The 25,520-nt window shown below is 52.8% G+C and carries 27 protein-coding genes and 1 riboswitch; of the genes, 3 read left to right on the top strand and 24 right to left on the bottom strand.

Annotated elements, in window-relative coordinates:
• Window positions 1–59: 59 nt before the first annotated feature.
• From wecB to BLW29_RS18170, 16 genes are all read right to left on the bottom strand, one after another.
• Window positions 60–1,208, bottom strand: a complete 1,149-nt coding sequence (gene wecB, locus BLW29_RS18245; protein WP_090982196.1) for a non-hydrolyzing UDP-N-acetylglucosamine 2-epimerase — start codon at window positions 1,206–1,208, stop codon at window positions 60–62.
• A 57-nt stretch (window positions 1,209–1,265) separates the two neighbouring features.
• The gene (gene upp, locus BLW29_RS18240) at window positions 1,266–1,895 is read right to left on the bottom strand and encodes a uracil phosphoribosyltransferase (RefSeq protein WP_090982193.1); all 630 of its coding nucleotides are present in this window, start codon (window positions 1,893–1,895) and stop codon (window positions 1,266–1,268) included.
• A gap of 180 nt (window positions 1,896–2,075) precedes the next feature.
• Complete coding sequence (locus tag BLW29_RS18235; protein ID WP_090982191.1) at window positions 2,076–3,179, bottom strand: glycine-rich domain-containing protein; 1,104 nt, start codon at window positions 3,177–3,179, stop codon at window positions 2,076–2,078.
• A gap of 562 nt (window positions 3,180–3,741) precedes the next feature.
• Window positions 3,742–4,533, bottom strand: coding sequence for a sugar phosphate isomerase/epimerase family protein (locus BLW29_RS18230; protein WP_090982189.1), 792 nt, complete (start codon window positions 4,531–4,533; stop codon window positions 3,742–3,744).
• Between the two features lie 603 nt (window positions 4,534–5,136).
• A complete protein-coding gene (gene glyA, locus BLW29_RS18225; protein WP_090982187.1) occupies window positions 5,137–6,384 on the bottom strand; it encodes a serine hydroxymethyltransferase in 1,248 nt (415 codons plus the stop codon).
• Window positions 6,385–6,423: 39 nt separating this feature from the next.
• Window positions 6,424–7,038, bottom strand: coding sequence for a TIGR01440 family protein (locus BLW29_RS18220; RefSeq protein ID WP_256208710.1), 615 nt, complete (start codon window positions 7,036–7,038; stop codon window positions 6,424–6,426).
• A gap of 6 nt (window positions 7,039–7,044) precedes the next feature.
• Window positions 7,045–7,512, bottom strand: coding sequence for a ribose 5-phosphate isomerase B (gene rpiB, locus BLW29_RS18215; RefSeq protein WP_090982185.1), 468 nt, complete (start codon window positions 7,510–7,512; stop codon window positions 7,045–7,047).
• Window positions 7,513–7,629: 117 nt separating this feature from the next.
• Window positions 7,630–7,712, bottom strand: a riboswitch (ZMP/ZTP riboswitch).
• Between the two features lie 140 nt (window positions 7,713–7,852).
• Window positions 7,853–8,428: a low molecular weight protein arginine phosphatase gene (locus BLW29_RS18210; RefSeq protein ID WP_090982183.1), complete on the bottom strand. Its 576-nt coding sequence runs from the start codon at window positions 8,426–8,428 to the stop codon at window positions 7,853–7,855.
• Between the two features lie 288 nt (window positions 8,429–8,716).
• Window positions 8,717–9,277, bottom strand: coding sequence for a manganese efflux pump MntP (locus tag BLW29_RS18205; RefSeq protein WP_090982181.1), 561 nt, complete (start codon window positions 9,275–9,277; stop codon window positions 8,717–8,719).
• 230 nt (window positions 9,278–9,507) lie between these two features.
• Window positions 9,508–10,674, bottom strand: coding sequence for an L-threonylcarbamoyladenylate synthase (locus BLW29_RS18200; RefSeq protein ID WP_090982179.1), 1,167 nt, complete (start codon window positions 10,672–10,674; stop codon window positions 9,508–9,510).
• Window positions 10,675–10,765: 91 nt separating this feature from the next.
• On the bottom strand, window positions 10,766–11,497 hold the full coding sequence (gene spoIIR / locus BLW29_RS18195) for a stage II sporulation protein R (protein ID WP_090982177.1): 732 nt from the start codon (window positions 11,495–11,497) through the stop codon (window positions 10,766–10,768).
• 1,157 nt (window positions 11,498–12,654) lie between these two features.
• A complete protein-coding gene (locus BLW29_RS18190) occupies window positions 12,655–13,833 on the bottom strand; it encodes a N5-glutamine methyltransferase family protein (protein WP_256208709.1) in 1,179 nt (392 codons plus the stop codon).
• Between the two features lie 291 nt (window positions 13,834–14,124).
• Window positions 14,125–15,198: a peptide chain release factor 1 gene (gene prfA / locus BLW29_RS18185; RefSeq protein ID WP_090982175.1), complete on the bottom strand. Its 1,074-nt coding sequence runs from the start codon at window positions 15,196–15,198 to the stop codon at window positions 14,125–14,127.
• Between the two features lie 175 nt (window positions 15,199–15,373).
• Window positions 15,374–16,474 (bottom strand): redox-regulated ATPase YchF, encoded by a 1,101-nt coding sequence (gene ychF, locus BLW29_RS18180; RefSeq protein WP_090982173.1) that lies wholly within the window; start codon window positions 16,472–16,474, stop codon window positions 15,374–15,376.
• A gap of 161 nt (window positions 16,475–16,635) precedes the next feature.
• Window positions 16,636–16,920 (bottom strand): helix-turn-helix domain-containing protein, encoded by a 285-nt coding sequence (locus tag BLW29_RS18175; protein WP_090982171.1) that lies wholly within the window; start codon window positions 16,918–16,920, stop codon window positions 16,636–16,638.
• A gap of 98 nt (window positions 16,921–17,018) precedes the next feature.
• On the bottom strand, window positions 17,019–17,273 hold the full coding sequence (locus tag BLW29_RS18170) for a type II toxin-antitoxin system RelE/ParE family toxin (RefSeq protein ID WP_090982169.1): 255 nt from the start codon (window positions 17,271–17,273) through the stop codon (window positions 17,019–17,021).
• 159 nt (window positions 17,274–17,432) lie between these two features.
• Here BLW29_RS18170 and BLW29_RS31465 point away from each other — a divergent pair, with 159 nt between their 5' ends.
• Window positions 17,433–17,579, top strand: coding sequence for a hypothetical protein (locus BLW29_RS31465; protein ID WP_177186699.1), 147 nt, complete (start codon window positions 17,433–17,435; stop codon window positions 17,577–17,579).
• Window positions 17,580–17,701: 122 nt separating this feature from the next.
• On the opposite strand, the gene BLW29_RS18165 is transcribed toward BLW29_RS31465, so the two are convergent.
• From BLW29_RS18165 to BLW29_RS18145, 5 genes are all read right to left on the bottom strand, one after another.
• Entirely contained in the window at window positions 17,702–18,463 is a 762-nt protein-coding gene (locus BLW29_RS18165) for a MerR family transcriptional regulator (RefSeq protein ID WP_090982167.1), read from the bottom strand.
• 62 nt (window positions 18,464–18,525) lie between these two features.
• Complete coding sequence (locus BLW29_RS18160) at window positions 18,526–19,785, bottom strand: molybdopterin-dependent oxidoreductase (protein ID WP_090982165.1); 1,260 nt, start codon at window positions 19,783–19,785, stop codon at window positions 18,526–18,528.
• Between the two features lie 137 nt (window positions 19,786–19,922).
• Window positions 19,923–20,234: a thioredoxin gene (trxA, locus tag BLW29_RS18155; RefSeq protein WP_090982163.1), complete on the bottom strand. Its 312-nt coding sequence runs from the start codon at window positions 20,232–20,234 to the stop codon at window positions 19,923–19,925.
• Between the two features lie 65 nt (window positions 20,235–20,299).
• Complete coding sequence (locus BLW29_RS18150) at window positions 20,300–20,725, bottom strand: RrF2 family transcriptional regulator (RefSeq protein ID WP_090982161.1); 426 nt, start codon at window positions 20,723–20,725, stop codon at window positions 20,300–20,302.
• Between the two features lie 96 nt (window positions 20,726–20,821).
• Window positions 20,822–21,706, bottom strand: a complete 885-nt coding sequence (locus tag BLW29_RS18145; protein WP_090982159.1) for a DUF72 domain-containing protein — start codon at window positions 21,704–21,706, stop codon at window positions 20,822–20,824.
• Between the two features lie 207 nt (window positions 21,707–21,913).
• On the opposite strand from BLW29_RS18145, the gene BLW29_RS18140 reads away from it, so the two are divergent.
• Entirely contained in the window at window positions 21,914–22,549 is a 636-nt protein-coding gene (locus tag BLW29_RS18140; protein ID WP_090982157.1) for a DsbA family oxidoreductase, read from the top strand.
• A 49-nt stretch (window positions 22,550–22,598) separates the two neighbouring features.
• Window positions 22,599–23,942 (top strand): glucoamylase family protein, encoded by a 1,344-nt coding sequence (locus BLW29_RS18135; protein WP_218147113.1) that lies wholly within the window; start codon window positions 22,599–22,601, stop codon window positions 23,940–23,942.
• Between the two features lie 68 nt (window positions 23,943–24,010).
• Here the strand turns inward: BLW29_RS18135 and BLW29_RS18130 are convergent, their stop codons facing one another.
• From BLW29_RS18130 to BLW29_RS18120, 3 genes are read right to left on the bottom strand one after another with little or no spacing between them, the layout of a single operon-like run.
• Window positions 24,011–24,334 carry a DMT family transporter gene (locus BLW29_RS18130; protein WP_090982155.1) on the bottom strand — a complete coding sequence of 108 codons (324 nt, stop codon included), beginning with the start codon at window positions 24,332–24,334 and terminating at the stop codon, window positions 24,011–24,013.
• A 16-nt stretch (window positions 24,335–24,350) separates the two neighbouring features.
• Window positions 24,351–24,722: a DMT family transporter gene (locus BLW29_RS18125; RefSeq protein ID WP_090982153.1), complete on the bottom strand. Its 372-nt coding sequence runs from the start codon at window positions 24,720–24,722 to the stop codon at window positions 24,351–24,353.
• A 17-nt stretch (window positions 24,723–24,739) separates the two neighbouring features.
• Window positions 24,740–25,324, bottom strand: coding sequence for a TetR/AcrR family transcriptional regulator (locus tag BLW29_RS18120; protein WP_090982151.1), 585 nt, complete (start codon window positions 25,322–25,324; stop codon window positions 24,740–24,742).
• Between the last annotated feature and the right edge of the window lie 196 nt (window positions 25,325–25,520).

Here is a 25,520-nt window from a genome sequence, read left to right as displayed (position 1 = left end):
ACCGTACAGTAGCACTGTATGCTGTTGCGTTACTCGGAATGCTATCCTACTGATGTAAACTATGAACGTTGTGTGAACGACTCCGGACGATTGTCCGCTTTTCCAAAATGATGCAGGATCGCCTGAACAATGCGAACAGATGCTTGCCCATCGCCATAAGGATTGGCTGCTTGGCTCATTTTCTCATAGAGGTTCTTGTCGGAAAGCAGCGCATGAGCACGCTCGTAAACGACCTCTTCATCCGTACCGACGAGCTCCAACGTTCCTGCATCAATACCCTCAGGACGCTCGGTCGTATCGCGAAGCACTAGGGTCGGAACGCCGAAGGACGGCGCTTCTTCCTGCAAGCCGCCGGAATCCGTCATAATCATGTACGTATGCGGGTAGAAGTTATGGAATTCAAACACATCGAGCGGCTCGATTAGCTTAATACGCGGATGATTGCCAAGGATTTCATTCGCCGGCTCGCGAACAGCAGGGTTCAAATGCACCGCATACACAACAACCACATCTTCAAATTCATCTGCAATTCGTTTCACCGCGCGGAAAATATTACGATGAGGCTCACCCAGCGCTTCGCGGCGATGAGCCGTCATCAGAATCATGCGCTTACCCGCTGCCCAATCGATTACGGGATGCGTGAATGACTTGTCCACCGTGTATTGGAATACGTCTGTCGCCGTGTTGCCGGTTATGTAGATCGTAGACTCCGATTTGTTCTCTTTGCGCAGATTGTCTGCCGCTCTGTCCGTCGGCGCGAAATGCACATCCGAGAGTACGCCTGCCAGTTGGCGGTTCATCTCTTCCGGGTACGGAGACATTTTGTTCCATGTTCGCAGGCCTGCTTCAACATGTCCAACTTGGATTTGCTGCACGAAGGAAGCATAGCTGGCCAAGAAACAAGTCTGCGTATCGCCATGCACGAGCACGATATCCGGTTTCGCTTCGCGTAGGATCGGCTCCAGGCCTTCAAGAACTTTGACGGTCGTCTCCGTCAGCGTTTGCCGATCCTTCATCACGTTCAGGTCGTATTCAGGCTTGATTTTGAAAAAATCGAGTACTTGATCGAGCATTTGGCGATGCTGCGCGGTCACGCAGACCACGGACTCAATTTGTTCCGGGTGCTTCTGTAGCTCCAGTACCAACGGCGCCATCTTAACTGCTTCCGGCCTTGTGCCGAAAATTGTCATCACTTTAATTTTAGACAAAGCATGTCACTCCTAAATGTAGCGCAGCAAATAGAACCTCTAGTTGCAGACGCCTGATTATTTGGTGCCAAACATACGGTCACCGGCATCGCCCAGACCTGGTACGATATAGCCGTGATCGTTAAGATGACTGTCGAGCGAAGCTAAGAAAATATCGACTTCCGGGTGCGCCTTTTGTACAGCCGCCACTCCTTCAGGTGCCGCGATGAGGCACATTAGCTTGATTTGGGTGCAGCCGCGTGTCTTCAGCGCTTGGATAGCTGCGTTCGCCGATCCGCCGGTAGCGAGCATCGGATCAATCACAATCAGCTGACGTTCTGTTGCATCAGCCGGCAGATTTACATAATACTCCACGGGTTCGAGTGTTTCCGGATTACGGAACAGCCCGATGTGACCGACTTTAGCCGAAGGAATCAGCTTGAGCATCCCTTCCACCATACCAAGTCCTGCGCGCAGTATTGGAATTAAGCCAACCATGCGTCCGGAGACGATCCGGCTCGTCGCTTCAATGACCGGCGTCGTAACGGTAGTCGTCTCAAGCGGTAAATCTCTCGTAATTTCATATGCCATCATGGTGGCGACTTCATCGACTAACTCGCGGAAATCCTTGGTTTTGGTGTCTTTGTCGCGAATAAAGGTCAGCTTATGCTGGATAAGCGGATGGTCGCATATTGTGAGATTGCCCATAGTTCTATTCATCCTCCTGAAATGCTTCTTCAACTGACTATTATAACATTCGGCGCATCAATGTGCTATGCGGGCCATGCAAGCATGAAACACATGCAAAGTATACCCGAAAGGGGCGTGAATTACGTGGACGCGGACGAGCGCACGAAAGGGAATGTAAGCGCGGAGATGATCTCGAGTTTAGCTGCTGCCACCGCCGCAGCTGCTTCCGCAGGATGAACCGCCTCCCGAGTCACCACCTCCGCTGGAGCAATTGCTGCCACCGCCGTCGAATCCTCCGTTGCCGGAATCACCGTTGCCGGCATCATTATTGCCACCGTCGTTATAGTCAGAGGAGCCCCTATCATCGTCGTAGTTGCTGCAGATTGGAGCAGTCCCGCTGCTTCCGTCGCCGTTCGCATTACGTTGTTCCTCGGTTTGATTCTCATCCATCTGATTATGAAAGTTGTCGATCGGCCCGAATGAGGAGTAGAAAAACATCCCGGAGAGCACGCCGGTCGTCATCATGTCAGAGGAGTCCATGACACGGTTATCTTTGTAAATCGGCTGTTCCTTTGCCGACGCGAGCTTGCCGCCACGATCGATTAAGTAATCGATGGTTGCACTCAAATCATTAAATTGCGTCGCTGCCTTCTCGTTGAATCGTTTGCTGCGCAAGTCATTGGTGTCGCTCGTTTCCAGCTCATCCATCAGCTCATGCGGCAGCGGTGTCCGATAGAACGCGCCCCACAGCTGTCCGCTCACCGGTACAGGCAGAAACAGCTCGCCATAGATCCAATCGAACCAGGCACGTTCGCCCGGTGCAGGTTTCGCATCCGCACCATGCGGGGCATGATGGATCGTCCCACCGCAAAACTGCTTGCAGAACTGCTCATACTCCCGGGTGAACATCAGCATTTCATGCCAAACCTCATCCACGCGCACACTATACATCGGTACGTTCCGAAGCACGCCGCACATGAGAAAATATCGCTTCAGCTCAAACCACTGCCATTGCCATTCGCCCTCGCGCATGCTTGGCGTGCGTTTCATTACGCGGTCTTTCACGCGCGCTTCGAAGTCCTCCGACAGCGCGGCTTCGAGCCGTTCGGCAGCGGAACGTGCCGGATGCCCCTCGGGTACGCCGAGGTATTCCGGCGGCTTGCGCATCGGCATGACGTTGCGACGGCCGCCGCCTGCAGAGAAGCCTCCCGCTCGAGACTGCTGCTGGGTACCACGGGATTGGAACAGCTTCAACACGATAAACGCCAAAATAATTATGAAAAAAACGCCAAATATACTCATACTTCGAGGCTCACCGCCTTAATTAGGGATATAGGCTCATCATATCATGCCGAGGCAGACGCGCTGATTATTTTTCGCTAAATTCAGGAAAATTAATCGGTTTGAAGAGTTAGGTGAGTTTGAAAATGAAGCATTTGCAGGTCTCTGTGGGGATGGTTTATGGGCTGCTGTTGCGAGCGTCCACTAGTGATTTACGGAGGATGGAGGCCGTGGGCGAGCTTGAAGTGGTGTGATGCGGTTACTTGTGAGTGTGGTGGGGCGAGTAAATTGGATGGTAACGTGTAAATGTTGAGGGCATCGAGTAAATATTGCTTGAAATGCAACATCTCTCCCTCCGAATCGGCTCTAACTGTTTAATGTTGCGCATAATGCAACATTCCATTATGGATTAGCCCTAAATCGGCTGTTTGAAGCGAGAATGTTGTAGTTTGCGCAGCATTTTCCTCTATGAGGCTATTAAATCCGGATAATGTTGCAGATTGGGCACCATTTTCGATGCAAGTGACACTGTTCGAACAAATAAGATGGCATCCGATCGTACCGAATACCATCTCTCGTAAGTTTACCCGCGGAGCAGCAGGCGGTTAAAGTAGTCGATTGTGAACTGAACGCCTTTGTCGCCGAGTTCGCCCGTCCATGTGTGGGAGTGCGGTTCGATGCTCAAGCCGCCTTGGTAGCCAACCCCATAGAGAATCGCCATGAACGTTCCCCAATCCGTCTGATCCATGCCTGCCGGCGGATCGTCGAAACGTTTGCCGTCAATGATGACGGAGCCTTTGATGTGGATATGCTTGATGCGCGAGCCCCAATCGACGATTTCTTTCAAATAATCCTGTCCTGCATAACGGGCATGAGAAGGATCGTATTTGATGCCAAGCTCCGGCAAATGCCCGTGAATGAGCTTCCACGCCGCATCGTCCACAATGTAATTGTTCCAGTGGCAGTTGTACGTCGCAATCGTGATTCCACGCGTTTTGCCATATTCAATCAGGACGGTGAAGTAGTTAATCGCCGCTGTGATGTTCTCGTAGTAGGAGAGCTCTTCGATGTAGTTGCAGCCGCCCACGAATACCGGACAGCCCAGCTCTTGGCAGGCATCGATAAGTGCTTGTGATGCCTTCAGTTCCTCTTCGTTGATGCTGCCATCCTTATTGATTCGATCAGGGCCCCAGCGTCCGATCGATGCAACAGTTACGCCGGTCCGCTCACTCGCGGCTTTCAGCTCCGGTACAAGGTCCATGAAGGTAGCAGCAGGAGTGCCCACATTGACGCAAAACTCTAAAAAGGCCAAGCCGAGATTGGCCGCATAATCGAAGCTTTCAGCACGATAATCCGCAATGATTCCAAGTTTCATGTTCGGTTCGACTCCTCTTCGTTTTCTTCGGGTTAGGGAAAGTCCTCCGAAACGTTTCGGATTAACCCGCACTCCCACTATATAACCGGAAAGAAAGCGATTGCAATATATATTAATCGACAAAAGCAAGGTGGCTCACTCCATCTTCACCATCAACCTCACCTTCACCTCACTCCCACCTTTTCACCCACTCTCACACTAGCTAACGAACCGTACAGGTCTTATTTGACGGGAAAAGGGCCTTCAAAAATTCTAACGAACCACAGGGGGATTATTTCGTCGAAAATGGCGGTATGGAGCATGATTGGGGCGATATAAGACCTGTACGATTCGTTAGAATTTTCAATGGGGGGATAACGGTGAAATAAGACCTCTACCGTTCGTTAGAGTTAGAAGGTGCGGTGACAGGAGTGCAGCAGCGCTCACATGACTAATGATTCCGACTTCGCAGCATGCATGGTGCTGCACGCGAAAAAAGGCGTCGCAGCGGTGAACCCTGCGGAACACAAAAAAGGCGACACAGAGCCGAACCCCCGGAACGCACAAAAAGGTGGCATAGGGATGAACCCTCTGCCACCTTTTTGTGATTTTGCCAAGTCGATATTAGTAAGTCATGCCCGGGTAGAGCGGGTATTGCGACACGAGGTCGCTCACCATACCGCGCGCTTTCTCCAGAACGGACTCGTCCTTCGGATTCTTGAGCGTCATTGCGATTACTTCGGCGATTGTAGCCATTGCGTCTACGCCCATGCCGCGCGAAGTCGCTGCAGGTGTACCGATACGGATACCGCTAGTGATGAACGGGCTCGTTGGATCGAACGGAATCGCGTTTTTGTTAACAGTGATTTGAACGGAATCCAGAACGTGCTCCGCATCTTTACCTGTGATGTTCAGGTTGCGAAGGTCGATCAGCATCAAGTGGTTGTCGGTACCGCCGGAAACGATGTTGATGCCTTTCGCAATCAGAGCGTCAGCAAGCGCCTTCGCGTTGTCGACAACGTTCTTGCCGTATTCTTTGAACGAAGGCTGAAGCGCTTCGCCGAAAGCTACTGCTTTTGCCGCGATAATGTGCATCAGAGGTCCACCTTGGGAACCAGGGAATACCGCTTTATCGATTGCTTGCGCCCATGCTTTGCGGCAAAGGATCATACCGCCGCGAGGTCCGCGAAGCGTTTTGTGCGTAGTAGTTGTTACAAAGTGTGCATGCGGAACCGGGCTCGGGTGCAAGCCAGCAGCTACCAGACCTGCGATATGCGCCATGTCAACGAAGAGCAATGCGCCTACGTCGTTAGCAATACGGCCCATTTCTTCAAAATCGATGATGCGCGGGTAAGCCGATGCGCCTGCAACGATCATGCGCGGACGGTGTTTGAACGCTAGTTTGCGCACTTCTGCATAGTCGATTGTAAATGTTTCTTCGTTAACGCCGTAAGCCACGAAGTTGTACAGAAGGCCGGATGCGTTAACCGGGCTGCCGTGCGTCAAGTGACCGCCATGCGCCAGGTTCATACCAAGAACCGTGTCGCCCGGGTTTAGCGCTGCCAGGTAAACAGCCATGTTCGCTTGTGCGCCGGAGTGAGGCTGTACGTTCGCGTGCTCAGCACCGAACAATTCTTTGGCACGGTTGCGTGCGATATCTTCCGCGATATCGACATGCTCACAGCCGCCGTAGTAACGTTTGCCCGGGTAGCCTTCTGCGTATTTGTTCGTCAGCACAGTACCCATTGCTTCCAATACCGCTTCGGAAACGATGTTCTCGGATGCGATCAGCTCGATGTTGTCGCGTTGGCGCTGAAGTTCCAGGCCTAGGGCTTTCAGGATTTCCGGATCTTGTTTACGTAGGTTTTCCATGTTGATGAGTCCTCCTCAAGATAAATAAGAATTTTCATATTAGTCGCAAGTGCCAGCAGATGTTGCCGGGCCAGCCGCTTCTCGCGTGTAAACCGCACGTTCCCCGCCAATTAGCTTCGGACGGGTGTAAGCCATCGTTACATGCGCGGATCCGATTGCTCGAATCGTTGGTCGCACCGGTACCGCAACACGCTTCAAGTGCATGCCGATGAAGGTGTCGCCGATATCGATGCCCGCATGTGCCTGAACCGTTTCGGTCAGCACGGCATCCTGCAGCGTTTGAAACGCGTAGGCTGCCATGGAGCCGCCGGCTTTGCGCACAGGAATCGCCGAAACGAGCTCCAGCCCATAACGCTCAGCCGCTTCCCGTTCCATGACAAGTGCCCTGTTGAGATGCTCGCAGCACTGATAAACGGGATAAAACTGCAATTCTTGACGAACCATTTCGACTCCCGCATAGATCGCGGCCGCCGTTTCTAACGTACCTGATGTGCCGATCCGCTGACCGAGCACCTCGCTGGTCGACACGCCGATTACGAGCAGCTGTCCATAGCGAATGCCGGACGCGGCTGCAAGCTCGCGGACTACGGTTTCTACATCTTTGGTCAGCTTCGCCGAATCCATGCTGCTTATTCCGTGGTCTTGGTCGCTCATGGCCGGTTACTCGGATTTCGCCGCATCGGCGTAATCTGCTTCAAGCTTCATCACTTTGTTCACACGGCCGATATGTCGCTCGCCACTAGAGAACGGGGTCTCGAGCCAAATCCGGATAATCTCTTGGGCCACGCCGGGACCAATAACGCGCTCACCCATTGCCAGTACATTGGTGTCGTTGTGCTCGCGAGTTGCTTTGGCCGAGAACATATCGTGCACGAGCGCGCAGCGAATGCCTTTGACTTTGTTAGCCGCGATGGACATGCCGATGCCCGTGCCGCAGATGAGAATGCCGCGCTCTGCCTTGCCTTGTGCAACAAGCTCCGCAACCGGAAGAGCATAATCCGGGTAGTCGACGGACTGGTCGCAATCGCAGCCAACGTCCTCAATTTCGTGACCAAGCGATTTGATAAACGGAACTAGCTCATCTTTCAAGCGGTAGCCCGCGTGGTCTGCGCCGATGGCGATTTTCATATCCATTTTCCTCCCAATAGAACCGCACATGGCGGAAATTGTCGATTCACAATGGCATTAGTATACCTGATTTCGCCGAAAAAGACGAAAAAAGAGCAAGCATGCATAATGCACGCTGCTCTTTGCCCAGGCGACCGGCCGTATGATCCGATGCTCCACCGTGGTTTAACCCACTTTCGTCGCCAGTTACATCGGAAACCGTCTTTAGTTGCTTTTATCATAACGGATTGCCGCCCCAAAATCAATCGTTGCCAGCAAGAAACGGCATCTGCCATCCTTTGGCAGCGAGTCTTTGAAGAGCAACGAAAAGGACAGGAAATCCTGCAGGAAATGATAAACCTTATCCCTTCAGTCGGTCAAGGAGACGGTTGAGCGCCGCTTCGATCTGGGTCGCGCTCTGCTCATACATCGCCAGCGATCCGCCGAAAGGATCTTCCACGTCGAAGCTGGGAATTTGCCGCTCCAGCTCGAGGAGCTTGGACCGCTCTTGCGGAGTCAGCGGCTGGCCCAGCGCTTGCTTGATCTGCCAGGTCGAATACAGTTCTTCGAGCTCGGCGATGTCCGAGAGTACTTTGGGATCCGTGTTCACGAACTCGAGCAGCGTATGCGTCTTGTCCACCGCAGCCGGAAAATGCTGCAGCAGCTGCCTCTTATGGCTCGCGGTCATCGTCAAAATAAGATCAGCCCACGCAATCGAGCCGCCTTCGAGCGCTTTGGAGGTACCGTTGTGCGCGATATCACGTTTGGACAGCGCTGTCCGTGCATGATTGGAAACAGGCAGTCCATCGATCGTGGACACGCCTGCGGAACGAATATCGAGCTGCATGCCCCTTTGCTGGGACATCGCCCGAAGCAGCGCTTCAGCCATTGGTGAACGGCAAGTATTGCCCGTGCACACGAATAGAATCCGTTTCACGATTGATTTCACTCCTTTTGTCCAGGTAATGGGATATGGTGAATTAGAGAATTGGTTAATAAAATGATGCCCCTTGCGCTTCGCGCTAACGAATCGTAGGAGCCTTATTCGAGTGAAATGAGCGATTTAAAAATTCTAACGAATCGTAGAGACGCTATTGTAGGGGATTTGGGCAAAAAGCGGTGTTTTGCCACCAAATAAGCCCTGTGGGATTCGTTAGAATTTCATATCAAGTTATTTGGGTGAAATAACACCTCTACGCTTCGTTAGCGTGCGTATGCCGGAAGGTCAGAACAGGAACAGCAAGCCGAATGTAAATAAGATGACGCCGCCGCACGCTTCCCCGTACCCGCCGAGACTTGTCCCCACCTTGCGACCGAGCAGCAGCCCGAATACGGACATCATCCCTCCGGCAACGCCGAACAGCAGCACGGTCAGCAGCATGTCCGTATCGAACATGCCAAGAGAGATGCCGACGGAAAAGGAATCCACGCTCACGCCTAACGCGAACAACAGCATCCCCCATGAGCTGCGATAGTCGATCGACTCTACGGCGTCGCCGCGCAGCGAGCTGTAAATCATATGGCCGCCGAGCAGCAGCAGCAGCGCACCTGCCGCAGTCGTCGCAACGCCGCCCAGCAGCGTACTGACATATTTACCCGTGAAAATGCCCATGAGCGGCATGATCATGTGAAAAAGCGCAATGATCGCGCTAAGCTTTGCTATATCCATCAGCCGAATGCCTTTGAGCCCAATGCCGACACCCAGCGAAAAAGCATCCATCCCCAGTGCCACAGCAATAATCAGCAGCGTCAGCAATTGTCCGGCATGCATGCCCGCCTCCACCATTTCATCCTCTCCTTGTCCGCAACCTCTCCACAAGCATATGCGGACAAGATTGGAAAGATGACCTGGGAGGGGCTTGAGATGCGAAAGGGCCGGTGGGGCGAGTAAGGGCCGGCGGCGCTTGGCCGCGCGGAATCGCTAGGCGCAGCGTGGTGAGAGCAGCTGCGCAGCTAGCGGCAAGAGCAGCTGCGTAACTAGCGCGCGCTTGGTGCGGCGCGCGGCAATCGCCGGCGCTAGACGTGGACCACCGCGTGGCCGGCCGCTTTGGATAAGCGGTTCATGAGCGCATGGCCGATCCCCTGCTCCGAGCAGGTCTCGGCCCAAATGCGCTGCACGCCGCGATTGTCGAACTCGCGCAGCGCATTGTAGAGGCCGTGCGCAGCGGTTTCCAGCTGCGCCAGGCTGCCGACGACGAGCACGCAGTCGGCGTCGTACCGAGCAGCATGCTCGGCGAAGGCGAGCACGCCTGTGCGCTCGCCGCGCGCTTTCGCTGCGCTGGCCTCCGCCTCAATATAGGCGGAGACGGCGTCAGCGTCGCCTTTGACCAAGTGCATCAGCCCCTGCGGGGCGTAATGCGCATATTTCATGCCGGGCGAGCGCGGCGCCTGCGCTTCCGCAGCGCGAGCTTCCGTCGCTGATGGCACAGCAGCGACGGCCTCCATGTCGGCGCCAGGCGCGGCAACAGCGTCGAAGTCAACCCGCGCAGCAACCTCGCGCAGCGCTTCGGCCGTCACGCCGCCAGGGCGCAAAATCCGCACAAGATCGCCGTCAACCTCGACGACGGTCGATTCAAGGCCTACCCCTGCAGCGCCGCCGTCGACAATGCCGTCGATCAGGCCGCTCAGATCATCTCGCACATGGGAGGCAAGTGTCGGGCTCGGACGGCCGGAGCGATTCGCGCTTGGTGCCGCCAGCGGACAGCCCGACGCAGCAATAAGCTGCAGCGCCACAGGGTGTGCAGGCATCCGCACCGCAACGGTAGCAAGTCCCGCCGTAACCCGTGGCGAAACAGCACCGGGCTTCACCGGCAGCACAATCGTCAGCGGCCCCGGCCAGAAACGATCCATGAGCCGCTCAGCGAGCACAGGCGATTCTCCTGCTAGCGGGAGTGTCAGCTCCTCCAGCTGCTTGCGATCCGAGATGTGAACGATTAACGGATTGTCGGAGGGGCGCCCTTTTGCCTCAAAAATCCGTTCAACCGCCGCTGTACTCCTCGCATCCGCACCTAGCCCGTAGACCGTTTCAGTTGGAAAAGCAACGGTCCCGCCTTCTCGCAGCAAAGCTGCAGCCTCGTTAAGTTCACCGTCGCGCGGTTGGTGGCTGTCCACTTCCCACAGTAATGTTTTTCGTAGATGGATGGTCAATGTCGTATCCCCAGCTTCTGCTTTGTTTTGCCCCATTATACCATACGCCGCCAAGCGCCATCCAAACAGCCATCTCCCCTACAAGAAAAGCCCAATCGCAAGGCGCGCGACTGAGCTTAATTAATTGTTAGCTAAAGAGGCTGCGAAAGAAGCTCAAGATCGACTTGATGATTTCCCACAGAAAAAACTTCACTTCCGGCTGCTTCGCTTCACCTGCTTGAGCGTCTTGATCGGAACCTTTATCTTTGGCAGGAGCATCTGCCGCGGCTGAAGTTACTTGGGCATCGTTGTCTGCTTTTGCAGCACTTACAGTTGCCGTTGCAGCTACCGCAGGAGTTGACGCTTCCCCGCTTACCGCATCCACGAAACAGAGCGGAGGGAACAGTACGCACCACCAGTTTTGTCCTGCACCTGCGCCAAGGGTGATGCGAAGAGCCTCGTAATTACCGGCAGGGTACACTTGCGTGCCATATATTTTAGTTGGAAACGGCACTTGGCCGAGTTCCGCTTGGAATCCATAGTGAAAACCGCGCGAGCTGAGTTTGGCAGCAATAATGCCTTCGATATCGCTCATATGATTGCGGATGGTGGCACGCGCTTCCTCGATTGTTTGCGGTCCAGCCACCCAATTGTTCATTTCTTCAACGATGGCATCACGAACCTCGCGTTTTACCGCTTGATCGGACGCGTTATCCGAATTCGCCAGAATGCGCAGACGAATCGATTCGGACGGAATACCGCCGCCGGCAATCGCCGCATCGGCACGTTGACTTTCCCAGCTCATAAGCAATACTGCGGCAATAAGAAGGACATACCCATAAATCGGACGATAAGGAAAACGGGAATAAGTGCGAATCATAACGACAAGCTCCTTTGTGGCACCCGTCGGTGCATCGGCTTGCGTTCCGGAACGATCATATCCCCATTATGTCCCTCGCGGCGGCTCTCTAAACCTATCAATCCTCTTAAAAAGTTTCGTAGAGTACAAGAGAAACAGCCCCTTAAGCAACTTCGCTCATATATGTTAGTGTGGGTAGCTTCGAGTGCGTAAAATCGGCTATAGGCGGACATGTTGGCGATTAGAAAACACGCTTTTGGGGTCGCTCAACTCTAAGCGGAATAGGAAATTCGGCGATTCGGTGCCACTTTTGGTGGGATTGCACAACTGTAAGCGGAATAGTCTTTTAAGTGAGTTGAAACTAGCTAGTTTGCTCATGTTTAGAGGTATATCCTCTTACTGCGGGGATTTTCGGCGATTCGGGGCCACTTTTGGTGGGATTGCACAACTGTAAGCGGAATAGCCTCTTAAGTGGGTTAAAACTAGCTAGTTTACTCATGTTTAGAGATATATCCTCTTACAGCGGGGATATTCGGTGATTCGGTGCCACTTTTGGTGGGATTGCACAACTGTAAGCGGAATAGCCTCTTAAATGGGTTAAAACTAGCTAGTTTGCTCATGTTTAGAGATATATCCTCTTACTGCGGGGATTTTCGGCGATTCGGTGCCACTTTGGGTGGGATCGCTCAACTGTAAGCGGAATAGCCGCTTAAGCGGGTTGAAACTGACTAGTTTGCTCATGTTTAGAGATATATCCTCTTACTGCGGGGATTTTCGGCGATTCGGTGCCACTTTGGGTGGGATTGCACAAATGTAAGCGGAAAGCCTGTTAAGTGGGGTGAAACTAGCTAGTTTGGTTTGGGTTGGCGGCATATCTGCTCATTGCTGATGTGTTGTGCGGGCTACATCTCTTCTGTATCCACTGTTCTAAACTTCAAATCGAACAACAAAAACCTGAGAGTTCGTATTCGAAACTCTCAGGCCGTTTTGCAACGCTATTTCACTGCTGAGTGTTGGATTTCCGTACTCTCAGCTCACACTTTAGGCTGCATTCCGTTGATCGTCATGCTGAGAGTTCAATTTGGGATCTCTCAGATTCATTATCATGTTACTCTCTGCTGAGAGTTCCATTTTCTCACTCTCAGCTCCCGCTGTGAGCGTGGTTCGCCGACAAAATGCTATTCCACAGCCAGCACATGCCGGCCAATGCCCGCATAGTCGTCGATGATGCGCACCTCGCGCCATGCGCCAATGCCGCGGAGCAAGTCGGCGACAGCTTCGGCTTGGCCCATGCCGAGCTCGAAGCCGACGATTCGTGGCATCGAAGACAGCTGCAGCAGCTGCTCCGCCATGCGCCGATAAGGCGTCAGGCCGTCATCCCCGCCATCGAGGGCAAGACGCGGCTCATGATCGCGCACTTCCGGCTGCAAGCCGGCAATGTCACCCGCCGGAATATACGGCGGGTTCGAGACCAGCACGTCGATGCGCAGGCCGGCGACGCTGCCGGGCACATCGACTGCGAGCTCCTCGGACCGCGGCTGCGCGAACGGCCCGAGCAGGTCGCCCTGCAAGAACGTCATGCGCGCCGCTGCGCCGTGGCGAGCCGCATTCGTGCGGGCGACATCCAGCGCGTCCGGCGACAAATCGGACGCGCATACGCGCCACTGCGGACGCAGCGCTGCCAGCGTCACGCCAATGGCGCCGCTGCCGGTGCCGACATCAACCACTGTCGGCCCCTTGAAGACACTCGCCCTACTCGCTGCTACCCCTTCATTTACTGCCGCTGCACTCATTTCCACGCCTTCGCTTTCTGCCGCTCCACTCATTTCCCTACCTTCGCTTACTGCCTCACCACTCACTTCCCTACCTTCGCTTACTGCCTCACCACTCACTTCCGAGCCTTCGCTAACAGGCGCACTACCGCTCTGCACTACTCCTTCACTTCCCACAACGCCATCACCCACAGCCTCCGGCCACAGCTTATCCGCCGCTTCCAGCACGGCTTCAACCAGCAGCTCCGTCTCCGGGCGCGGGATGAGCACCGCGGGCGTGACAAGATACGGCAAGCCGTAGAACCACTGCTCGCCGATCAAATACTGCACAGGCTCGCCGGCTGCCTTACGGGTAAGCAGCGCTTCCCATTCTGCCGCGTGCTGCTGCGGAAAAGGGTCTCGCCAATCGCGAATCAGCGCAGCCCGCTCTATTCCGAGCACATGCAGCAGCAACAGCTCCGCATTATTGCGAGGTTCGCTGACGCCACGGGCTTCCAGCATCTTCGTCGCACGCACGCAGACTTCCCCAATTGTAAGGTGCACCCCGCTTCCGCTAACTCCTCCTGCTTGACCATTTTCCACCACAACAAGCACTCCCTTATTCTCAAAATTTATCTGAACTCTACACAAGTTTGCTTCTTCTCTAGAAGTTTGCTTACTTCGTCCCTTCAAGCTTTTCTCGAAGTTTGCTTACTTCGTTTCTTCAAGCTCCACTCGCATCATTCTTTCGCTGTCCCACATCTCCAAGCTACACAAACGGGAGCAGCCTAGGCCGCTCCCGTTTATTCCAGCTATTATTTGCATTAAGATTGCTCTATTCCGCACTCTATTCCGCACTCTATTCCGCACTCTATCCCTTGCACTGTTACCGCACTCTTAAACCAAATTCTCGCGCTCCATCAATTCCGTCTGAGCCGTCAATGTCAGCGCATTGATGATTTCACCCATGTCGCCGTTCAATACGGAATCGAGCTTGTGCAGCGTAAGGCCGATGCGGTGATCGGTTACCCGGCTTTGCGGGTAGTTGTACGTGCGAATCCGCTCACTGCGGTCGCCTGTACCGACTTTGCTTTTGCGTTCGCCGGCATACTTGGCTTCTTCTTCTTGGCGCTTGATATCCGAAATCCGCGCACGAAGAACTTGAAGCGCCTTCGCTTTGTTCTCGTTCTGCGATTTACCATCCTGACATTGAGCCATGATGCCCGTCGGAACGTGAAGCACGCGAACCGCTGATTTGGTTGTATTAACGGACTGACCGCCTGCACCGCTGGAGCAGAACGTATCGACCCGAATATCTTTGTCGAGGATTTCAATCTCGACCTCTTCAACCTCTGGCATAACTGCAACAGTTGAAGTCGACGTGTGAATCCGGCCGCCGGACTCCGTTACCGGAATCCGCTGTACGCGGTGCGCGCCGCTCTCGAATTTCAGCTTACTGTAGGCTCCTTTGCCCGTTACCATGAAGATAACCTCTTTGAAGCCGCCAAGATCGCTCTCGCTGAATTCAAGAAGCTCTACTCGCCAGCCCTGCGTATCCGCAAACTTCATATACATGCGGTACAAATCCGATGCGAACAAGGCCGCTTCGTCGCCGCCGGCAGCGCCGCGAATCTCAACGATAACGTTCTTATCGTCATTCGGGTCTTTAGGCAGCAGGAGAACATGAATATGTTCTTCAAGCTCAGCCTGACGCGCGCTCAGCTCATCGACTTCCATCTTCACCATCTCACGCATTTCATCATCAAGCTTCTCATTCTGCATTACTTTTGCATCATCAAGCTGCTCGGAAACTTGCTTATATTCCGTATATGCCTCATAAGGAGCTTGCAAGTCCGACTGCTCCTTGGAGTAGTCGCGCAGCTTCTTCGGATCGCTAGCCACATCCGGATCGCACAACAGCTCGCTCAATTTCTCATACCGGTCAGCGAGTGCCTGTAAACGGTCCAACACTGTCATTCACCTCTACTTTAGAATAAATCCAATTGATTGTTCCTTTAGTATAACATAACGCACTACAAACCATAAACGTGACAATTTTGGAGAATTTGCCGACTTTAGTCCAACAGCCGCAAGACATAGCAAAAGGACCCGAGAATTTCGGGCCCCAAAACCAACCATTCAAACGCTAAACGTTGAAACGGAAATGCATAACGTCGCCGTCTTGCACCACGTATTCTTTACCCTCAAGGCGAAGCTGTCCTTTTTCCTTCGCAGCATTCATGGAGCCTGCCGCCATCAGATCTTCATAGGAAACAACCTCAGCACGGATAAAGCCGCGCTCAAAATCCGTATGAATAACGCCGGCCGCTTGCGGCGCCTTCATGCCTTTACGAATCGTCCATGCACGTACTTCTTGCACGCCCGCAGTAAAGTAAGTGTACAGTCCAAGCAGCTTGTATGCTGCGCGGATCAGGCGGTTAAGGCCGGATTCCGTCAAGCCAAGCTCCTCTAGAAACATTTCTTTGTCTTCGCCTTCAAGCTCAGCGATTTCGGATTCTACTTTCGCGCTGATCGGCACTACTTCCGCGCCTTCTGCTTTCGCGAATTCACGTACCAATTCCACGTATTGGTTGCCGTCGGAGTTTGCCGCTTCGCCTTCGCTCACGTTGGCTGCGTACAAGATCGGTTTCATCGTCAGCAGGTGAAGATCGCGAACAAGCGCCTTCTCATCCTCGGAGAGGTCCAAGCTGCGCGCCGGTTGATCGTTGTACAACGCTTCTTTAATTCGCTCAAGCGTTTCCACCTCTTGCACGACCTTCTTGTCGCCGCCTTTGAGGTTTTTGCGGGAACGCTCGATCTTGCGGTCAACGGAATCGATATCCGCCAAAATCAACTCCAGGTTGATCGTGTTGATATCGCCGATTGGATCGACTTTACCGGATACATGCGTGATGTTGTCATCTTGGAAGCAGCGCACGACGTGTACGATCGCATCAACTTCGCGGATGTGCGCAAGAAACTTGTTGCCGAGGCCTTCGCCCTTGCTCGCGCCTTTCACAATACCTGCAATATCGATGAATTCAAAAGCAGTCGGAACGGTCTTGTTCGGGACAACCAGCTCCGTCAATTTATCAAGACGCACATCCGGTACTTCAACGACGCCTACGTTCGGGTCAATCGTACAGAACGGATAGTTCGCGGATTCCGCGCCCGCTTGCGTTATTGCATTAAATAAAGTGGATTTACCTACGTTCGGCAAACCGACGATTCCAGCTTTCAAAGCCATGTATGAAGACACCCCTGTTCCGTAATAAACAATCTCATGACATTATACATGAAGGGGGGGAAATAAAAAAGCAAGATTAGCCCTTATTCCCTTATCCAAAATCATCATATAAATAAAACAAGGACCGTTAATCATAAACGGCCCCCGAACTGCCCAGTGTCTTAAGCTATTGTTGCTGCTTGTTCATCCATGACAAGATCAAGTTTCATTCCTAGAACTTTGGCTAAAGTCTGGATGGTATCGATGCGCGGAATCGTCTTCGCACTTTCTACTCTTGAAACAAAAGATTGCTTCAAGCCAGCTGCTTCTGCCAATTGTCCTTGTGTCCATCCCAGTTGCTTTCTTCTGAGTACGATCTTTGCTACAAGTTGTGCTGTAAAAGCTACAGCTTCGAGTTCAGCATCTGGGATCGACGAACTGTGTTTGACATCGTCCCAATTTATCATCAATTCGTGCCTCAATTCTTAAATTAGATTTAAATTAGTGACTTAAGGTTCAGTACATATTATCTCTAGTTGTATGAGATCTAAATCTGTTCTTATACCTATAATCTTTCTGATAAAAAGAAAAACGCTCTGTGATCATCAATGCGCAACTCCCAAAGCTTCTCTTCAATCTGCTTCGTGAACTTCTCACCGGCTCTTGTACCACCGATTCGTAAAATCTCAATACAGTAATTAATTTTCTTACGAAATCCTCTAGCATGTTTATCCGATGCAGCAGCTTTGTCGAGTTCCGCGAGCGAATCTTGAAAAGGAGAACGTTCATGGATGTCTGTGTATAATCGGATCTGATACATCGGACACCTCTATATTCAATTTCCTCCAATTCCGTTATAACGGATTCGTTATATTATAACTTAAAAGTTATAATTCTTCAACCACCCCAACCCCGCATGCCACCCCCAACTTCCGAACATACTACCTCATGTGCGACCATCTTTCGGAGGTGAACCGACATGGAAAACCAAACGCATAAAGGCAACTACAAAGGCACCACCAAGATGCATGCCAAGAATCAGGATATGGCTTTCGTCAACGATACGATCGAGGATGCCAAGTCCATCACTAACTTCAACCACGTGAAGAAGAAAACCGATAAGTAAGCCGATCTCGCGGACCCTCCCTCTGCGAAACAGCGGCACGATTAAAAGGGTGCCCGCAAGATCATCAACGATCCGCGGGCACCCTTTTTCTTGTTCTTATTTCCCTCGCACCAAGCCCTAGGCTAGCTTACGCCGGTATAGATATGAATCGCATCACGCAGAAACTCGGCCGATCCCGGTTGATCCACGTCGTAATACGCTTTGAACCGCTCATCGTCCACGTACATTTGCGACAGGTTCGCGTGAGCTTCCTTGCTGTATTGCGGCCAATAGAAGCTCAGCCATTGACGGTGCAGATCGGCTGTCTTCTGTGCGAGCTCCCCCGCCGGATCCCCCAACTTGAAAGCCTCCGCCAGCGACTCCTTGATCTCTTCTGCCAGACGAGTTACCCGCTCGTGGTCTTCCTGCGACATGCCCTTAACCTTCGCATTCGACTTGTTCACGACATCATCGCCGTATTTCTCGCGCACTTCCTTGCCGTATTTCTGCTCATTCTCGTCAATCAGGCGCTGCTTAAAGCCTTCGAATTTCTGTTTGTCACTCATCGTTATTCTCCCTTCAGCCGCAGCGATGGTTTGATCGACATTTGCGATCAGTGCATCGAGCTGCCTTCTTCTGTCGAGAAGCTGTTCCCGGTGCTGGACCAAGGCTGCGGTACCATTGAAGGACGGATCAGTAAGAAGCTCTTTAATGCGGTCCAGACTGACACCGAGCTCCCGATAAAATAAAATCTGCTGCAGTCTGTCGACCTCCGCCTGACCATAAATACGGTACCCTGAAGAATTCATTCTTGCCGGCTTAAGAATGCCTACTTCGTCATAGAACCGCAGCGTCCTCGTGCTGATTCCCGCGAGCTTCCCCAGCTTCTGAACCGTATATTCCACCTTCATCACCTCCCGACAACCTCACTCTACACCTTTACGTAACGTGAATGTCAAACCTATTTTCATTTATAAAATTGCGAGTTTTCCCCTCCCCTTACCCACGCATCCGTATCATATCCACGCTCTTCCCAGTACCCGGTATGATCACCATCAATAAGCTCAACCCGATTCAACCACTTGACCGACTTATACGCGTACATCTTCGGAACGATTAGCCGCACCGGGCCGCCGAGGTCGCTTGGAATCGGTTTGCCGTCGTGCAGCACCGCTACCAACACATCATCCATATCAGCCTGCTCTAAAGTGAGGGAATCCGTATAGACGCCATCGCCGGAGTACAGCTTTACTGTCTTCGCGGAAGACTTCACGCCAGCCATCTTCAAGAAATCCTTGAGCTTGATCCCTTCCCACGTGTTGCCGAGAACCGACCAGCCGGTCACGCAGTGGAAATCACTCACTTGGACTTCCCGCTTGAGTGCCACGAACTGCTCCCATGTCCACTGCAAACGTTTATCCACCAAGCCGTCTACGATGAAACTGAATGTGCTGTTGTCGAACTGCGGAATCGGCGTAACCGTATAGATGCGGAACGAGCCGCGGCTTCCTCCGCCAATCGGCGGCGAAGAAGCCGGAAGCGGTTTCGGTGCAGGAATGAGCGAATTGGCGTCAGACTCTATGAGTTCATCCAATTTGGCACCTGGTGTCAGCTGGTTGCCGAACCATTTTAGAAAAGAAGGTCCGATCGCAATAGCGATTCCCGCTCCTATCGTAACGCGAATAAACGAACGCCTCGACATAACAGCCTCCGGTTTGGCCGCGGGATGCAGGCCTTCCCCTTGTTGTCCTGTCTTAACTGTGCGGCGATGCGGCTCCTTGAGCCATTTCAGCCTCGTGATGGAGTGGTAGATGATATAAGGAAGTCCGATCCAAGTCAGCAGGTCGTGAATGGTGAGCGCGCTGCTCGACCATGCCGGCCCAACCGCCTTGAATTGCCATAGAAGCACACCGGACAGCAGCCAGCCGATCAACAGACCCAGTACGATGATGACGTTCGCTTTCTGCCACAACTTGCCCTTCAACTGTTTCCAATGCTTCGCGGCCAGCGCTAAGTAGAACACAACCGGGAGCAGCGATGCGATCCCGACCACGATATGCACATAACGGATGATGACCCGGCCTTCACCCAGAATGCCGCGCCATAACCCTTGAAACAACACCAGTCCTGTCAGCGTCAGAATGACGACGATCCAACCGTTAACGGAATGAAGCTTAGCCAACTTCTTGCCATAGCCTTTGCGAAGCTGCGCGAGCCAGTTCTGCATGGAAGACCATTCCCCCTTGGCGGTATATTCACTACCTATACAGACGTACAAATGAATCGAATGAGCTCGTTATTCCATATGTATTTACGCAACGAAGCCCTCACACCATGTAGGCGCGAGGGCTCGTGAAGCAATGCTTAGATTTGGCCTTGAATTTTGTTTTTCAGGGCGTCTTTGGATTGCAGACCAACCATTTTGTCAACGGGTTGACCGTCTTTGAACAGGATTAGTGTCGGGATCGACATAACGCCGAATTGGGATGCCAATTCAGGCTCCTCGTCCACATTGATCTTCGCGATTGTAGCTGTACCAGCAAGCTCGCCGGAAAGCTCTTCTACGATTGGAAGCTGCATTTTGCAAGGTCCGCACCATGGCGCCCAGAAATCAACGAGCGTTACGCCGCTCTCGATGCTTTTGTTGAATGTGTCTTTCGTCAATGCTACTGCCATATTCAATCATCCTCTCTACAATAAGTTCACAAGCTTATGGGAAGGGGAACCCCGTCACACCTTGTTCAACATTCTTCGCATTCCTTGATTTGACCCAGCACATCGGAGATCGTAATGCCGCCGAAATAATTCTCCAGCTGCTTCTCCGCTCTGCAAAAGATCCCATCCATGACTTCACGCATATTGGAGCCGACGACACAATCCATCTCTGGATTGCCCGAGCACCAGCTCGGAATAACGGAGCCTTGCGCCATTAACCGGTATATGTCGGCTAGGTTGACGACGGCCGGATCCAGCATTAGCCGGTATCCACCACCTGCGCCTTCCCTTGTATCGACATAACCGCCTCGCTTCAAACAGCTCATCACCTTGCGGATTCTGGCAGGATTGGTCGAGACATTATCGGCAATGGCTTCGCTGGGAGCCATGCGTTCTGGCAAAAAAGCCAAGTAAACCAAACTGTGTACGGCAATGGTGAATTCGCTGTTCATGCTTAACGGCACCCCGCTTTGTACTGTAATCATATCAGTTACAGTTGAACCTGTCAACGGCGGTTGTACTGTTATTTTGCGAATTGGTGCAGGAGTCTATTCAAACAGATCCAGCTGCTGCGCAGTTTCCTGCGGCGGCGCTAGTTGAAAGGAGCCTCGCGGCGGCAGCTGGTGCAGCATCGCCATAAGCTGTAAGGCGTTATCCGCCGCATCGCCGCCGGAATTGTTATTGAACAGCACGCATACCGTTCCGGTTGATTGCTCCAAACGCCTGAGTCGCTCCACCCACTCTGACAGTTCCGTTTCATTATAACGGTACAGATATCGAACATCCCGCCAGTTAGGTTGTCCAGCAGACACCCATCCATCCGTGTTGCGACCGTGCAGCCGTACGATGGTGAACTGTTCATCCGTAGCCGCTTCTACGATTGGAATGGAGCCTTCACCGGCTTGCGGCTCATCGCACACCGTATGAATCCAGCCTTCTCGGCGCGTGAACGCAATGGTCTTCTCGCTCATCTCGCTTGTGAACCAGCTCTGGTTCCGAAATTCGAGTGCGCAAGGGATATCTGCCATGCGCGCCTTGGCTGTTCGCAGTGTCTCCACGTTAGGACGCGTACAATTAAACCAAGGCGGGTACTGGAATAGAACGGCAAGCAGCTTGCCTGCGGCGCGGATCGGCTCAATCGCATCCCGAAAAGCCTGGAACATCGCCGCTTCGCTTTCGTAAGGATGATGCCCTTTTCCCCCGCGCGCATGACCTGTCATGCCTTGATACGCCTTAATGACGAAGCGGAAGTGATCCGGCGTTTCCGTCGCCCATTTCTGCATGACCTGCGGGGACTGAATCGCATAGAAGGTGCTGTCCACCTCGACGACCCGAAACCAATGCGCATAGGCAGGCAGCTTATTCTTGTCCTTGCCCGCTTCCCGATATAGCTCCGAGTGATCGCCCCAGCCGCAGAGACCGATTTCAATCATATCGTCCCCTCCTTATTAATCAATCGAAGTTTCTTTACCGATTAGTTTACTGTCCTCCTAAATATTAACGCAACTATTCGAAAATGCACCATGCGCCGTATCTGCCCTTGCTTGATATGCAAAACTACATTAGCATGGTTATGTAACCGCAACATATGAAGAGAAGACCTGACACTGACAAACTATTCGAAAGGTTGTCGTTTCCATATGCATATTGACCTATACTCGGATGTGGTCTGCCCCTGGTGCCGCATCGGCAAGCAAAATCTATACCGTGCGCTCGAGCTCTGGTCGGAGAAGAACGATGAGCCGGTCACCGTTACTTATCACGCTTATCAGCTGGATCCCGGTTTGCCTGAAGAGGGCAAACCGTTCGATGATGTGATGGCGAAGAAAATGGGCGGACCCGAATCGATGAAACGCGCTACTCAGCAGGTGACGCAAGCCGGCGCCGCTGTCGGCGTCACGTTCCATTTCGACCGGGTTACTCGGATGCCGAACACGCGTCTTGCTCATCGTTTCGTTGCTATTCTGCCTGAGGAACGTAAGGCGGAAGCCGTGGAAGAACTGTTCCGCGCTTATTTCGAAGAAGGCCTGGATGTGGCGCAGATGAGCGTCATAATGCTGATTGCGGAGCGGCTTGGCGCGTTTACGCCAGAGCTGCAAGCTCGCCTTGAGCGCGGTGAAGGCGGCGAGGCCGTAGACGCCGATCTGAAGCGCGCGCAGCAAATTGGCGTGACAGGCGTTCCTTTCTTCGTCTTCAACAACCGCTATGCGCTGTCCGGCGCTTATCCCGCTGAAGAGCTGCTCGGTTTGATGAGCGGCGTGAACACGGGCGTATAGTCACCTGTAAGCTGCTGCAAAACATCTCGTGGTCGAGGAGAAGACTGGAATGAGTGCTTTGAACAGAAGATCCATGCGGATTTGGATAATCATCATCGCGGCCATCATCGTTGTTCTAGGTACCGTATTGGGGGTCCGGCATATATGGCAACCGAATGCAGCATCGAAGCCGGAGAAGAGCGCCATGCTGGAAGATCCTTTGCTGGAGCAGGAAAGCCGTCGAAGCTTCGATTTCTTCTGGCTGGAGGCCAATACCGATAAGCAAAGCCCCGGTTATGGATTGATTCGAGATCGGGCGCCAAGCAATCCGAACATGAGCAGCGTTGCCTCAGTAGGCTTTGGCCTAACGGCAATCGCAATTGGCGCCGAACGCGGCTGGATTACCAAGGATGAAGCAGCGGAGCGGGCAGCAGGAACACTGGATACATTATTGAAGCATGCTGCGCAGGAGCATGGATTCTTCTATCATTTTCTGAACATGAGCGATGCTTCGCGATCAGGTACGAGCGAGGTGTCCATTATCGATACCGCGCTGGCACTGAACGGCGCAATCGTGGCCGGGGAATATTTGCAAGGCGAGGTTGCGAAGAAAGCTGAAGAGCTGTATCAGCGGGTGGAGTGGGACTGGTACCGGAACCCTGAGACGAACCAGTTCTACATGGGCTACTCGCCGGAGAATGGTTTTGTCGGTGCCTGGGACTTCTATGCGGAGCAGCTGTCTCTCTACGTGCTCGCTTCCGGTTCGCCAACACATCCGACCGATCCCGGCATGTTTTACAGTTTCACGCGAGATGTGAAAACGTACGGAGATGGGCAGCCATTCATCCATTCCTGGTTCGGGTCGCTGTTCACGCATCAATTCAGCCACGCTTGGTTCGATTTCCGCGGTGTTGTCGATAACGAAGGCGTCGATTGGTGGCTGAACTCGGTTACTGCTTCCCAAAACAACTTGCAATACGCTATTGATCAAGCTTCCATGTATCCGTCGCTCGGTCGTCAGGCTTGGGGCTTCACGGCTTCCGACGGGCCGGACGGTTATGAGGGAAGATTCGGTGCAGCGCCATCCGGCTACAGCAATGATCAACATCTCGTAGACGGTACGGTACCACCTGCGGGAGCAGCCGGCTCGATTGTATTTACGCCGGAGCAGTCGCTTGAGGCGCTTCGCTATTATAAGACGCTGCCTGAGCTATGGGGAACGTACGGGTTTAAGGATGCGTTTAATTTGGAGCTGACGCCGGCCTGGTATGATACTGACGTCATCGGGATAGACAAAGGCATCACGCTGCTGATGCTGGAGAATTACCGAAGCGGCTTCGTGTGGGAGCAATATATGAAGAATGCCCATGTGAAGCTTGGGGCGCAGAAGATTGGGTTAAACGCGAAGAAGTAAAAGAAGCCTACCCTGCCGTCTTATGACGTCGCGGTAAGCTTCTTTTTTATCATAAAGCAGTCCATTAACTAATGACCGCCGCCTGTTACCCGTAACCCTGCAACACTTATTATGATCATAGCGATAAAGAGCAATTTCCGTTTATCCTTTGATTCGCCAAACACCAGCATGCCAAGCAGAACACTGCCGACAGAGCCTATCCCTGTCCAAACGCCGTAGGCGGTACTGATCGGGACATCCTGCAGCGATCGCGACAGGAAATAGAAGCTGACCATCCCGGACGCTAACGCGAGCACCGTTCCCTTCCAGTTCTTAAATCCATTCGACAGCTTCATGCCCGTCACGCCGCCTACCTCACCCAGCCCAGATATGAGCAAGAACAACCAGGCCACTTGCAGCCACCTCCATTTACTCCGTTGCCTCAGGAACAGCATGCTCCGCTTGAGGTTTCTTCGGTGTCTCTTCTTTACTTGATATCACTTTGAGCCCCACGATACCTCCGATAAGCATCGCGATAAACAACAATTTGAGCAGATCTGCCGGCTCTCCACGGACAATGCCGACGATAACAGTACCCACGGTACCTATACCGGTAAATATGGCGTACGCCGTTCCGATTTCGATGGTCCGCATCGCTCGCGCAAACAACATAAAACTGATAATTAACAACACAATGGTAATCACACTAGGCAGCCATTCCGTAAATCCATCAGACGCCTGCATGCCATAAGCCCAGCCCACCTCAAGCAGTCCGGCCAGCAGCAAATACAGCCATGCCATCGCGACTCATCCCCTCTCTATGCCGTTGCCGGTTTCAACGCCTCCTGCAGCCAGCTCCACAGCTGCTCCTGCCTCTTCCGATACAGCGCCGAATCGTACAATTTATGTTCCACGAGCAAGCCGTCAATAAGCGCATAGAACAAAGCCAGCAGCCGTTCAGCCTTTTCCTCTTCCAGAGTCCCCTCATTAGAACTGCCCCGAAGCAGCGCCGATACGTGAACCGTTACTTCCTCTTCATAAGTCGCAAAATATTGGCTAAGCCGCGACTCCAAATGCCGCGGCGGAACAAGCATCGTTCGCTTAAGGAAGGATTGCCCCTTCGTAATCTGATCCAGATCGGTGTAAAACAAGAACACGGCATACAGCCGCTCTATTGGCGGATGATCCTCCACCCCTTGAAGCAGCAGCAGAAGCTTCTCCCGCTCCTCCCGAATGGCGTCCTCCAACAATTCGATAAACAGCTGTTCCTTGGAATCAAAATGGGCATAGATCGACGGTGTCTTGATACCCACTGACTTGGCGATCTCCGATAAGGACACACCCTCATAGCCTGAATCCGCAAATAACGTCAATGCAGCTTGCTTCAACCGATTCGCCGTCATGATTAGTTCTCCCCTTGCACGGTCCGTATTATTGCCTAACGAACGTTAGTTAGCCTCAAGTGATAATAGCCCCTTTGGCAGCGGGTGTCAAGCGGTGGACAAGTTCAATCCAAACTTTGGGCAAAAGAGGTGAATATTTCATCACAGATGTGGTACAATAGACATAATTAAAAGGCCATGCTACCGCAAGGGTACA

It is taken from the genome of Paenibacillus sp. CF384 (assembly GCF_900106745.1).
Lineage (GTDB): Bacteria > Bacillota > Bacilli > Paenibacillales > Paenibacillaceae > Paenibacillus_Z.
This window is presented reverse-complemented; position numbering and strand designations above follow the sequence as displayed.

What these genes read in the sequence shown, in the direction of transcription:
- ychF (WP_090982173.1), bottom strand. Translation starts at nt 16,474, where the DNA reads ATGGCTTTGAAAGCTGGAATCGTCGGTTTGCCGAACGTAGGTAAATCC.
- BLW29_RS18120 (WP_090982151.1), bottom strand. Translation starts at nt 25,324, where the DNA reads ATGACGGCGAATCGGTTGAAGCAAGCTGCATTGACGTTATTTGCGGAT.
- glyA (WP_090982187.1), bottom strand. Translation starts at nt 6,384, where the DNA reads ATGGAAAACCTACGTAAACAAGATCCGGAAATCCTGAAAGCCCTAGGC.
- BLW29_RS31465 (WP_177186699.1), top strand. Translation starts at nt 17,433, where the DNA reads ATGGAAAACCAAACGCATAAAGGCAACTACAAAGGCACCACCAAGATG.
- BLW29_RS18205 (WP_090982181.1), bottom strand. Translation starts at nt 9,277, where the DNA reads ATGGTGGAGGCGGGCATGCATGCCGGACAATTGCTGACGCTGCTGATT.
- BLW29_RS18230 (WP_090982189.1), bottom strand. Translation starts at nt 4,533, where the DNA reads ATGAAACTTGGAATCATTGCGGATTATCGTGCTGAAAGCTTCGATTAT.
- BLW29_RS18125 (WP_090982153.1), bottom strand. Translation starts at nt 24,722, where the DNA reads ATGGCATGGCTGTATTTGCTGCTGGCCGGACTGCTTGAGGTGGGCTGG.
- rpiB (WP_090982185.1), bottom strand. Translation starts at nt 7,512, where the DNA reads ATGAAAATCGCCATCGGCGCAGACCACGCGGGCTACCGCTTGAAAGAT.
- upp (WP_090982193.1), bottom strand. Translation starts at nt 1,895, where the DNA reads ATGGGCAATCTCACAATATGCGACCATCCGCTTATCCAGCATAAGCTG.
- BLW29_RS18170 (WP_090982169.1), bottom strand. Translation starts at nt 17,273, where the DNA reads ATGTATCAGATCCGATTATACACAGACATCCATGAACGTTCTCCTTTT.
- spoIIR (WP_090982177.1), bottom strand. Translation starts at nt 11,497, where the DNA reads ATGATTCGCACTTATTCCCGTTTTCCTTATCGTCCGATTTATGGGTAT.
- BLW29_RS18135 (WP_218147113.1), top strand. Translation starts at nt 22,599, where the DNA reads ATGAGTGCTTTGAACAGAAGATCCATGCGGATTTGGATAATCATCATC.
- BLW29_RS18200 (WP_090982179.1), bottom strand. Translation starts at nt 10,674, where the DNA reads ATGGGGCAAAACAAAGCAGAAGCTGGGGATACGACATTGACCATCCAT.
- BLW29_RS18235 (WP_090982191.1), bottom strand. Translation starts at nt 3,179, where the DNA reads ATGAGTATATTTGGCGTTTTTTTCATAATTATTTTGGCGTTTATCGTG.
- BLW29_RS18220 (WP_256208710.1), bottom strand. Translation starts at nt 7,038, where the DNA reads ATGAGCGACCAAGACCACGGAATAAGCAGCATGGATTCGGCGAAGCTG.
- BLW29_RS18175 (WP_090982171.1), bottom strand. Translation starts at nt 16,920, where the DNA reads ATGATAAATTGGGACGATGTCAAACACAGTTCGTCGATCCCAGATGCT.
- BLW29_RS18150 (WP_090982161.1), bottom strand. Translation starts at nt 20,725, where the DNA reads ATGAACAGCGAATTCACCATTGCCGTACACAGTTTGGTTTACTTGGCT.
- BLW29_RS18145 (WP_090982159.1), bottom strand. Translation starts at nt 21,706, where the DNA reads ATGATTGAAATCGGTCTCTGCGGCTGGGGCGATCACTCGGAGCTATAT.
- BLW29_RS18140 (WP_090982157.1), top strand. Translation starts at nt 21,914, where the DNA reads ATGCATATTGACCTATACTCGGATGTGGTCTGCCCCTGGTGCCGCATC.
- trxA (WP_090982163.1), bottom strand. Translation starts at nt 20,234, where the DNA reads ATGGCAGTAGCATTGACGAAAGACACATTCAACAAAAGCATCGAGAGC.
- BLW29_RS18160 (WP_090982165.1), bottom strand. Translation starts at nt 19,785, where the DNA reads ATGCAGAACTGGCTCGCGCAGCTTCGCAAAGGCTATGGCAAGAAGTTG.